This window comes from Muribaculum sp. NM65_B17 (genome assembly GCF_004793735.1).
GTDB lineage: Bacteria > Bacteroidota > Bacteroidia > Bacteroidales > Muribaculaceae > Muribaculum > Muribaculum gordoncarteri.
Window position 1 is genome coordinate 12906 of record NZ_SRYY01000012.1, and the last position, 10268, is coordinate 23173.

Here is a 10268-nt window from a genome sequence, read left to right on the forward strand (position 1 = left end):
AAATGAAGATTACAGTTTATCGCGGCACTGACCGGATTGGTGGATGTGTTACCGAATATGAATCAAACGGTTGGAAACTGTTTGTTGATTATGGCGAGCAGTTGTCAGGCGAGCCGGTGTTTAATAATGCTCTTGAAATAGACGGCCTGACCTGCGGAGATCTAAGCAAAAGCGCGTTGCTGATAACTCTCTATCACGGCGATCATATTGGCAAAATTGCTGATTTAGCTCCCGAACTGCCTATATTTATGGGTCGGGATTCAAAAGAGATTGCACAGGAACTTTTGGATAATTTGAGTCCGGCAAATGATGAATGTCGTTTTGTGGCTGAGCGTCTTGGCATAGTAAGGACTTTTGTCCCGGGCGAAAAATTCTCTTTTGGTGAGTTTCGGATTATGCCTATTGTTATCGACCATTCGGCATTTGGCGCATACGCCTTTCGCATCGAAGCAAAGAAGCTGAAGGTGTTCCATACCGGAGATTTCTGTATACATGGTTTCGGAGGCAGCAAACTGTCGCAGCTAATTGGAAAGTATGTAGGCAAGGTCGATTATATGGTGTGTGTGGCTACAAATGTCAATAGTCCTGCGGCAACTATAAAATCGGAGCATGAACTTCAAAAAGAGTTTGGCATTGGTCACTGCGACATGGCAAGTCTTGACGAGCTGTTGGATATGTTGAAGCCGAAAGCGATAATTCCGATACATACCGACAATCCACGCCACTTCGCCGACATGTTCTGCGAGAAATGGCCTATGATTCTGCTTGAAGATGGTGAATCCTTTTCGGCTATCCGAGATCCGGGGTTCGATACGACTACAGCCTTTGTTATGGCATTTCAAACTCCTGACAATTCTTATGAGGTCATCGATAATCCGGAAAACTTACATTGGTGGACGGTCGATAAAAAATTCCTCGGTGAGTTTATGTGGTGGGATGACGCGGATTCTGCTCTGCATCACGTTGTGTATGCGCCAAAGCGGTTGCTTGGCTATTCTATAGAATCGGATGAAGATATGGCTCCATTCTTGTATGTCGTTTATAATCCGGACTTCACAGAACACTCGGAATATACTGAAGGCGGACATAAGCCCGACGATGAAGGCAAACAGGCAGATTGCGGATATGTCCCCGGCCAACGTGTACTCGCCGTCATAGATGATGTGCTGGTTCCATGTGAAATTATCGGTCCGCTAACGGTAGATTTTCTGAGAAAAGACTTTAATAAGGATGGCCCGCGGAGTGAGGAAGATTTCCAAGAATATAAGTCCGATTTGTGGGATTGGGACTGGGACGAAGTCGTGGTTCGTCCACTTGTAAAAATCAAAACTGAGTTTGGCGAAATCGCTTCTGATACCACTGCAAAAAGAATCTTTATCTTCCCATATAAGGGATGAAAATTTTGCATCTCTAACTGTCACCGTCGGCTTTGGGATTTGCAATTAGTCCTTTTGCAGTACGCTTTCGCATTGAGTTTTAGTACATCTTGAAAATAAGAAACCCCTCGAAAGTCTGTCGATTATCAAGGGGTTGTGGTGCCCAGAACAGGCACTAAACCGTATTTTCAAGAGAAATCAAAAGAACACAAATGTCGTATAATACAACGGTTTAGCAATTAGGCATTTTCTCTTGACTTCATAAAAAGGACCTTGTTTTGCGAAAAGTTGCTTATTGGTTGCTTATTAAGTCAGATATTTTTTGTACCTTTGTAATACAAAAGAAATCAAGCGAAAAGATATGGCAGTCAAAAAGAATTACCGCGCAAATAACACCCGACTTATAGAGGGTGGAACAGGGGATAATCCAAAACTGATGGCACAGGCATTGCAGGATGGTCGCGATTCGCTCTATCTTGAATATTATTTTGGCTTTCAGATGGTCGAAAGCAAAAATGGCACTCTCTACAAAAAAGCCAATCGGAAAACCGAGCGGCTAAACTTATTCCTTTGGCAAACTCCGAGAACGACGCCTGAACGCAATGAGAACAACGAAACCCTGCGTCTTGCCAAACAGATTCGCTTTGAGCGAGGTCAACAGCTATTGGAGCAGGGCGAGGGCTACCGACTGAAAAAGGATAGCAACATTAACTTTCTCGATTGGATGTGGTCTTACTATGAGGCGTACACTAAAGGAGATAAACGGCATATCAAGAGGGCGCATGATGTCTTTATTGACTTCCTCAACGCTACTCCCGAATATCAGAAGTATGCCAAGCGGCTTAAACCCGAACAGCTCGACAAGGAAATGATTGTGACGTTCACTGAATATCTGCAACACCGCTTCCGTGGCGAGGGGCCTCACACCCTGTATGCACGGTTTAAGAAAATCATTGCGGCGGCAGTCGATAAAGATGTAATGCGGAAAGACCCCTGTCATGGAATCAGTATCACGATAGACAATGGTAGCCTCAAAAAAGATGTGCTGTCGATGGATGAGATTAAGCAGCTTATCACTTGCCACTATCAAGGCGAAAGCGAGAATATCCGCCGGGCGTTCCTGTTTTGTCTGCGGTGCGGCCTCCGCTTCTGCGATGTGAAAGACCTCACCTATTCTAATGTTGACTTTTCCAATCGACTGTTGAAATTCGAGCAAGCCAAGACAAAAGGTCATAGCAGTGCAAGCAGTGTTGTGATACCATTGTCGGATGGTGTGTTGGATTTGATAGGCAAGCCGTCAGTGGAGGGCAATCGCGATGAATTGATATTTCCTTTGCCCTCACATACGATGTGCCTAAAAGCCCTGCGTCATTGGTGCAAACGTGCCGGAATAGATAAGCATATTACATGGCATTGCGCCCGGCACAGCTTCGCAGTCAATATTCTCAACAATGGAGCGAACATCAAGACTGTGGCCGCGCTGTTAGGACACAGCGGATTGAAACATACAGAGAAATACACACGCGCTGTCGATGCGCTCAAACAGGACGCAATCAACAGCCTTTCAGTACTTGACTTATAAACTTATGGATAACGAACAATATTGCGTGAATATATTACACAAACCAGCCAAGCCTAATGGCAAGGAGTGGCGTTTCTATGAATTTGGGATAGCCTGCATTTTCCCGACCTCAACCGTGCCGACTGATATTGCAGAACCAATAAATATTGCACCTGTCATTCAAGGTCTAATCGACAATGAGCTGACAAATAAAGATGGTTTTTTCAGCTACTATTACACTCCGCAAAAGGAAGATGTAAGTTTGGATGATTTACTCTGTGTTGACGCATACGGCATGAAGTGTAGTTTTCAACCGTTTCTAACAGAACTCAAAAATTTTGGCGTTACTGATTTGTTCGGTCAAGACCTTACAAAATGTATATTCAGAGTACTTAAAGAGATAGGACAATTTATAAAGGATAACACGGACAAACCACAAGCCATAAAAAATCATATCACGTCAATGTTGGATGTATTTGGCAACATTCAGATTATTTCGGCAATGGCGCGGATAACTGTGATGCGTGGACTTGAGATGTTCTATTTGGAGTGTCGTGATACATTAGAGGGATATGGAGTTGCCGAAGTGGAAAGTATGCTTTTGTGGGTAGGAATGGAAGAATGTAAAATGATAAGTAGTTTTACAATAATGCCATTTGAAATGGGGGTAATAAGTGCAGAAGTTGCAGAACACATAAAGCCATTCACCGACTATCTATATAGCACCGAAATAGGGAAACTCGCTAATGACACTACGCTTGCCACTCTATATGGATGTGATATTACAGACAATGAGCCTGCGAAAAAAGAAGTACCGCAAGAATTTACTACGCCCAAGGCAGAGGCTGTGTTACAAAAAGCGATAGAGGCAGGCTTGCTTGATTCGGACTTTATGCCTATTGATATGACGCAAGCACAAAAGAAGGCGTTTGCAATAGGCATGGGATTAGAATGTGGATTTTTCGGGAAACATCTAAAACCATTTAAGACATATTGGGAAGTTGATAATTTAGGGCAAGTGCATATTGAGGCACATTCTGAGGAGTCAATCAAAAATATAAAACGCCTATTCTCCGCACCTACACGCCAAAAAATGCAAGAAATAATTTACGGCAAGTAAAGTGCTGTAACATAATACCATACCGCTCGCTATGTAGTGCTATCGTAGTAACTATATAGTGAGTTTTGCTTGCTTATGGTCTTTAATTTTGCCATTGCTTTCCGATAGATACAAAGTATGAGGGTATCAAACGGATTGTGCAACAGGCAAAGAAGAATGGGGACTCATACACCTATTCGGACAGCCTCAACCTCAATGCTATTATAAAAATGACAGAGCAGATGAGAGAGGTTGCCGACCTTATAACGGCGAATACAATTTTCACCACTAAAGCGGTGCTGACTTCCGATGAGGCAGCACAGTATATGGGTATCTCCAAGAGTTACCTCTACAAGTTGACGATGCGCGGCGAGATTCCGCACTACAAGCCGATGGGTAAAATGTGCTACTTCAACCGTGCTGAGTTGGAGGAATGGTTACAGAGCAATCGGGTTGCTACCGCCGCCGAGATAGCCGATCGAGCAAATCAATACTGCATGAAAAGGAAATAGGCTATGGCAGCAAATAAAAAGAGGGAGAATCCGGCGAGGATTCAGCCCTCAGTGGCAGGTGATACAAAGATACAACTTTCCGCCGACTTATACAACGGTGTCAGCAAGGATGTTGTATCAAGCGTGACGGATATTGATGATGTGCTGTCAATGCTCAAACTCGCGCCCGTATCTCCGACCATAAAAGTGAACAATCGCTTTGAGCCGCCGATTTACGGACTGCCTCAATCGGTACAGGACATTATTACCGAAATCTGCACAAAAAAGCAAGTGCCGACCGAGTTTGTGCTATCGCCGTTGTTGGCGGTAGCAGGAGCGGCAGCAGGGCGGCAATCCATACTTGACGGCAGAGGGTATAAGAATCCACCGTGCTTTTGGTGCGTGGTAATCGCCGACCCCGGTAGCAACAAGAGCTATCCGCAAAAACTGATTAGCGACCCACTTCTCGACATAAACAAGGTTCTCGCAGAGGCTTACGATGAGGAATTGCAGGAGTGGAAAGCCAAATGCGCTGCAATCTCCAAAGGGTCAAAGGACGGTAACGCACCGCAACCGCCGAAGCCGCAGAAACGGCGTGTATGTGTGTCGGACACCACACGCGAGGCGTTGGCAGAAATCCTTGTCGGCTCTCCCGATGGTCTATGTCAGATTCGCGATGAATTGAGCGGATGGCTCGGCGATATTGGGCGGTACGGCAAAAGCGGCGAAATCTCCACATATCTAAGCTATTGGACTGGAGAGGGATTCACAATCGACCGCAAAAGCGAGGAATCGACAGCGATAGTCGATGCGGTTCTGTATAACCTTTGCGGAACAATTCAGCCGGGCATACTTGCTGACAGTTTCAGCCAACAGCATATCTCAAACGGATTTACGCACAGATTCATGTTCTTTTGGCCGCAGATTGTGGCTAAGAAAGTGATTGAGCGGACTCCGACCGTTCCCGATATGACGGCATGGAACAGTCTTATAAATTCGCTTTATTCCCTGCGCCAACAGAAAATCACGCTTACATTAAGCGATGAGGCTAACAATGTCGCGATGGATTACGAAAGGGAGATTGAAGATTCAAAAGACGTTGCCGATGTTGTGCCGTATGAAAAAGGCGTGTTGTCGAAGCTCGACATAATCATGCTGCGTTTGGCTTGTGTAGCCCGGATGCTGGCTATTGCTGACGGCGATAACTCGCATGAGGTTACAGCTACGGAAATGAAATGGGCGTGCGATCTCTGCCGATACCTCCACCAAACGCAGATGAGGGTTTACGAGGAACTACAAAGCGGCAACAGACAACGACCGATGAATGACCGTGAACTGATTCGCGCATTTTTCAAGCGGTTTGAAAGTAAGGGCGTGACGCAAGGCAAATTAGCCAAGTTGCTGAACACCTCGCAGCCCTACATAAGCCAATGCGTGAATCCAAAAGCGAAACCCACACAGAAAACAGAATTATCAGAACAATAAGGTTATGGGTTATATATGCCGTTGTATACTGAATAACAACGTATTAAGCCATAACAAACACATAACCTACCTATTCTCCGATGAGCGACTTATGATGTAGTTATGCCTCAACGCCCTAATATTCAAAGAATAATGGCGAATATAACCCATAACCACAAGACAAGATAACCCATTATGATATTCGACAGAGAAATTTCTATATACAGCAATGTCAGCGACACCAAAGGAAGTGTCGGAACATTGCGCGACTTCCTCAATATAGGTCTGCGGCACAAAGACTATATCGACCGACTGCGGCAGACCTCCGGCGATGAGCGCAAGGCAATGAAGATGAAACTGCCATGCGCTACCATATCGGGAGTGTTCGGCAAACGTGGCAAACATGGTCTTATCCGACATTCGGGGTTAATCGCCCTCGATATGGACGATGTGCCGGACTGTGCCGAGTTGATAGCCCAACTTGCCGATATGGATATGGTAGCCTATGCCGGACGAAGCGTAGGAGGTAACGGAGTGTTTGCAATCGTGCCGATCGCTTATCCCGAAAAGCACGTTCAGCAATGGGAATCCCTGCGCCGCTATTTTGATTCGCTCGGAATAACGGTTGACCCCCAGACAAAAGATGTTGCAAGACTTCGGATTTGCAGCTACGACCCCGAAGCGCGTGTGCGATTCGATGCCGTGCCGTACAAAGGGGTCTATGCACCTCCGCAACCGAAGTCTGTAACCCCTACCCGGTATTACGGCAGTGATGAAACCGAAGCGCGGGTATCGGAGTGCTGTGAGCAGATAGCAACGTGTTGTACCGACCTTACCAACGACTATGCCGATTGGTTGAGGCTCGGATTCGCACTTGCCGAACTCGGAGAGGCAGGGCGCGGCTACTTCCACGCGGTAAGCAGTCAGAGTCAGAAATACGACCGCGAGAAATGCGACCGCAAATTCTCGGAATGTCTGCGGACTGCCTCGCGCTGCGGAATCGGTTACTTTTTCAACCGATGCAAAGAATATGGTATAACCTACAAAACAAAACGCTATGAATCAGAATGACCTGTTATGTCAGACATGCCGACACGCCCGTAAGAGCGGCTGTAAAGTAGTGGCGTGTACCTCAATCGGCAATCCGACCCTTACATTCCTGTACGGGCGATGCCGCAAATATGAACCCAAACAGAACCTCAACAATCAAAAACAGATATTATGACTTGGAAATATCACACTATGATGTATGCCGACCGTTATCCGATTCAGTTCCGGCAGAACGTGGTTAGCGGAGAGATTCAGATGCGCGTCGATGACGCTATGGCAAAGGCAAACGGCTATTCCGACCTTGCCGAGCTGAAAGCGTTTATAGCGGAGCAAGACCCGGCAATGACCGTTCCCGAATGGTTGCGTGTCAATGATTGGGATTCACCCCTGCGGATGCCGCTCAACCTCAACTGTTGTAATAAAAAGCATGGCGGCGGTCAGCAGATGCCGCGATAAAAGTCAAGAAATCTGTCGGCTGCCGTCAATGCTTAAGTAAACAACAACAAGTCAAGTTTTATTCTTATGAAGCATACGAAGAAGAAAAGCCAAGACAAACCCGTGTGGCAGATTGCGTGGGAATTGGCGAAATACCCTGCGAAGATTCATCTGTCGAAGAAGATGAGCCGTGCCGATGTCGTGTTTTGTCTGATGATGTGGCTGGGCATGAGCAAGGTCGATGCGTTCCTCACCGCCTATCCGCAGACCAAGGCAAGCCGCAATTCGATAGCGGCGATGGCGACACGCCGTAGCCAAGAGGAATGGGTAAGTGAATATTTCCAAGCCCTATATGACCTCCGCCTTGAAGATAAATTGAAGTTCAACCCAATACCGTAACTTTCTTTTCTGATGAGCCGTTGCCCTCCGTGGTGGCGGCTTTTCTCTGCTTTTGATATATGTTATAGAGCATAATAGGAAATAATAAGCGACTGAAACCTTTGTCAATCGGCGAATTATTGCTAATTTTGCGGTGCAGTATTCCTTTGGGGTATTGCACCTTTACATATTAGCTCAATCGCAGTCTGAATCACCACCTCGACACAAGAACGAGCTTAAAATAATAATCCGTGAGTGCGTGCCATACGGCGCGGACTTTCTCGTAGGATTATTATGGCTTGTGGTGAGCCAAGACTGCGTATGACGAAAGTCTGCGCTTTTGTTTTATCGGCAATAGTGCATACCAAGTCAAACAGATATAATGGCAATATTGCACGAAACAAATAACATCACAAGCAGATGAAAAAAGAAATTGAACTATGGAAAGGCATTGTTTCATGTGTGCTTATTATGGCACTCATGTTCTGTACCCCATTTGAAGCTTTGGCACAAACCTCAAGCAACAGAAGCAACGTGTTGGAGAATGGCACCCAAATGGTTCTCCGTGTAAATGAAAATTTCAAAGCGGACAACAAAGTGGACACAGGTACTATCAACTCTATTGTTGAAACGGATGTATATTCCGCAGATGGAACAAGAGTATTGATTAAGGCTGGAACGCCCGCTTTTATAGAGTTTTCTGCTGATCCAAATGGTTCATGGGGCAAAGCAGGTAAAATATGCCTTACCCACGCTACCACTAAAACAATCGACAACAAGCGTGTTTCCCTTCGTCTTAGCAGTTGCAAAAACGGAGGAAGCAAATTGGGTGGCGTTATCGTCCTGTCTGTATTATTGTTCCCTCTTGGTCTTATAAGTGGCTGCATGAAAGGCAGTATGCCAAAGATTCAAGAAGGAACCACCTTTAATGCGTCCGTGATGCAGGATGTAACAGTTGAATAACCAAATAAAAAATCAAACAGTGATGAAAAAAGTATTTTCGCTCATGTTGCTACTCGCAACACTCGTAATCGCCCTGCCAAGTTGCTCGGACGATAAGGATGAACCCGATGCCGGAATAAAAGAAAACATAATCGGCACATGGGACGCAACCTCAGTCAAGTTTGAGGACAGCGATTGGATAGACATTACTAATCGCCCCTCTCTCTCGCTCTCCATCACATTCAATTCAGATGGCAGCTACTACGGGCGTGGCGCACTCGGTAATGGCGGAGGCACATACACTATCAGCGGCAAGACAATCAAGACATATGTCGATGGTGAGCTTTATGGCACATACGTTGTGAAAAGCCTATCGGATAATCATGCAGAGTTATCTTTGTCGATGGATGGCTCAACTATGGAAATAAGAGCGACCAAACGATAATCTGAAAATGAAGAAGATTCTTGCAATAATCTTCGCAGCCGTAATGTCGTCTGTCATTCTCGGAGGGTGCTCTAAGGATGATGACGATATTACAGGCTCTATGAAGTTGACCAATCTGTCGGGCATAGATTGGTATGACGGAGAGGTATGGTACTCAGATGTACCAAACGGCGACCTCAATGGTGATGTCGATTTCGGTACATTGAAAGTGGGCGAAACCACTACCGTTAAGACAAAAGGGACATATTTCTATGTGTGTATCAAAAATTCTCGCGGCAAGATGCAATTAAGCAAGCCAAAGCCTGTGAGCAGTTCTGTGACTGTGTCTGCAAGCGATATGTATTAACCGATAAATCAATCTCCCATGAAGAAAATATTCCCAATCTTAGCCGTTGCGCTATTGGCACTCTCGACCGCTTGCGGCGGAGGGTTAAAAGGCAGTGGCGGCGAAAAGTCCGCAAATGATTCTATCGCCAATGATACGGCGGTGGATTCTCTCGCCCTTGCATTGAGCCGCTTGGACAGCATACAGAGCAAAGGGCAGCTCGTACACTTCGACACATGGAAAATCGGCAATCTCAAAGGCATAGAGATACAAGCGCAGAAATTCTCCAGCGAGAACGACAGCATCGTGTTCATTACACTACGCAAAGACTGTGGCGGTGAGTATTACTATTCATGGGAGGATGCTTTCATTTTCCAAAAGGAACTGCCCTCGCTTTATGAGGCGGTCAGCACCATCAAAAGCAACCTCAACAGGGCGACAGACCATAATGAGAAGTATGCCTACACCACAAAGGATAATGTCGTGATATTCGCCGAGAATCCCGGCAAAGGGTGGACGCTCAAATTGAGTGTCGATGCGCATAAGAGCAATTCACACATAAGCCTCACTCCTGAGGAGCTTGACAATTTCGTGCAGCTACTCCAACAGGCAAACAAGAAACTTGACGAAATAAAATAATCGCTGTGGGATTCCTAATCGCAATCATCTGCGTCATTTGTTGGCTTGGTCCGGCATTAAAGG

General features: G+C 45.8%; 13 protein-coding genes. All 13 read left to right on the forward strand.

What is annotated here, in order from left to right:
- Positions 1–2: 2 nt before the first annotated feature.
- Entirely contained in the window at positions 3–1397 is a 1395-nt protein-coding gene (locus tag E5354_RS12625; RefSeq protein WP_135947692.1) for an MBL fold metallo-hydrolase, read from the forward strand.
- A gap of 340 nt (positions 1398–1737) precedes the next feature.
- Positions 1738–2958 carry a site-specific integrase gene (locus E5354_RS12630; protein ID WP_135947693.1) on the forward strand — a complete coding sequence of 407 codons (1221 nt, stop codon included), beginning with the start codon at positions 1738–1740 and terminating at the stop codon, positions 2956–2958.
- A 4-nt stretch (positions 2959–2962) separates the two neighbouring features.
- A complete protein-coding gene (locus tag E5354_RS12635) occupies positions 2963–4057 on the forward strand; it encodes a hypothetical protein (protein WP_135947694.1) in 1095 nt (364 codons plus the stop codon).
- Positions 4058–4278: 221 nt separating this feature from the next.
- Positions 4279–4548 carry a helix-turn-helix domain-containing protein gene (locus E5354_RS12640; protein ID WP_246863816.1) on the forward strand — a complete coding sequence of 90 codons (270 nt, stop codon included), beginning with the start codon at positions 4279–4281 and terminating at the stop codon, positions 4546–4548.
- Positions 4549–4551: 3 nt separating this feature from the next.
- Positions 4552–6012: a DUF3987 domain-containing protein gene (locus E5354_RS12645; RefSeq protein ID WP_135947696.1), complete on the forward strand. Its 1461-nt coding sequence runs from the start codon at positions 4552–4554 to the stop codon at positions 6010–6012.
- Positions 6013–6186: 174 nt separating this feature from the next.
- Entirely contained in the window at positions 6187–7062 is an 876-nt protein-coding gene (locus E5354_RS12650) for a BT4734/BF3469 family protein (protein ID WP_135947697.1), read from the forward strand.
- The gene (locus tag E5354_RS14265; RefSeq protein ID WP_168353908.1) at positions 7049–7216 is read left to right on the forward strand and encodes a hypothetical protein; all 168 of its coding nucleotides are present in this window, start codon (positions 7049–7051) and stop codon (positions 7214–7216) included. The genes E5354_RS12650 and E5354_RS14265 overlap by 14 nt, the downstream gene beginning before the upstream one ends.
- Positions 7213–7497, forward strand: coding sequence for a hypothetical protein (locus tag E5354_RS12655; protein WP_135947698.1), 285 nt, complete (start codon positions 7213–7215; stop codon positions 7495–7497). The genes E5354_RS14265 and E5354_RS12655 overlap by 4 nt, the downstream gene beginning before the upstream one ends.
- Positions 7498–7563: 66 nt before the next feature.
- Entirely contained in the window at positions 7564–7875 is a 312-nt protein-coding gene (locus tag E5354_RS12660) for a hypothetical protein (RefSeq protein WP_135947699.1), read from the forward strand.
- Between the two features lie 399 nt (positions 7876–8274).
- Complete coding sequence (locus E5354_RS12665) at positions 8275–8817, forward strand: hypothetical protein (protein ID WP_135947700.1); 543 nt, start codon at positions 8275–8277, stop codon at positions 8815–8817.
- Positions 8818–8839: 22 nt separating this feature from the next.
- Entirely contained in the window at positions 8840–9241 is a 402-nt protein-coding gene (locus tag E5354_RS12670) for a lipocalin family protein (RefSeq protein WP_135947701.1), read from the forward strand.
- Positions 9242–9248: 7 nt separating this feature from the next.
- Complete coding sequence (locus tag E5354_RS12675) at positions 9249–9587, forward strand: hypothetical protein (RefSeq protein WP_135947702.1); 339 nt, start codon at positions 9249–9251, stop codon at positions 9585–9587.
- Between the two features lie 18 nt (positions 9588–9605).
- Positions 9606–10205 (forward strand): hypothetical protein, encoded by a 600-nt coding sequence (locus E5354_RS12680; protein WP_135947703.1) that lies wholly within the window; start codon positions 9606–9608, stop codon positions 10203–10205.
- Positions 10206–10268 lie beyond the last annotated feature (63 nt).

Excerpts from the sequence above, each read along its gene's own strand:
- E5354_RS12640 (WP_246863816.1), top strand. The coding sequence starts at position 4,279 with ATGAGAGAGGTTGCCGACCTTATAACGGCGAATACAATTTTCACCACT.
- E5354_RS14265 (WP_168353908.1), top strand. The coding sequence starts at position 7,049 with ATGAATCAGAATGACCTGTTATGTCAGACATGCCGACACGCCCGTAAG.
- E5354_RS12625 (WP_135947692.1), top strand. The coding sequence starts at position 3 with ATGAAGATTACAGTTTATCGCGGCACTGACCGGATTGGTGGATGTGTT.
- E5354_RS12635 (WP_135947694.1), top strand. The coding sequence starts at position 2,963 with ATGGATAACGAACAATATTGCGTGAATATATTACACAAACCAGCCAAG.
- E5354_RS12660 (WP_135947699.1), top strand. The coding sequence starts at position 7,564 with ATGAAGCATACGAAGAAGAAAAGCCAAGACAAACCCGTGTGGCAGATT.
- E5354_RS12680 (WP_135947703.1), top strand. The coding sequence starts at position 9,606 with ATGAAGAAAATATTCCCAATCTTAGCCGTTGCGCTATTGGCACTCTCG.
- E5354_RS12650 (WP_135947697.1), top strand. The coding sequence starts at position 6,187 with ATGATATTCGACAGAGAAATTTCTATATACAGCAATGTCAGCGACACC.
- E5354_RS12630 (WP_135947693.1), top strand. The coding sequence starts at position 1,738 with ATGGCAGTCAAAAAGAATTACCGCGCAAATAACACCCGACTTATAGAG.
- E5354_RS12675 (WP_135947702.1), top strand. The coding sequence starts at position 9,249 with ATGAAGAAGATTCTTGCAATAATCTTCGCAGCCGTAATGTCGTCTGTC.
- E5354_RS12645 (WP_135947696.1), top strand. The coding sequence starts at position 4,552 with ATGGCAGCAAATAAAAAGAGGGAGAATCCGGCGAGGATTCAGCCCTCA.
- E5354_RS12670 (WP_135947701.1), top strand. The coding sequence starts at position 8,840 with ATGAAAAAAGTATTTTCGCTCATGTTGCTACTCGCAACACTCGTAATC.
- E5354_RS12655 (WP_135947698.1), top strand. The coding sequence starts at position 7,213 with ATGACTTGGAAATATCACACTATGATGTATGCCGACCGTTATCCGATT.
- E5354_RS12665 (WP_135947700.1), top strand. The coding sequence starts at position 8,275 with ATGAAAAAAGAAATTGAACTATGGAAAGGCATTGTTTCATGTGTGCTT.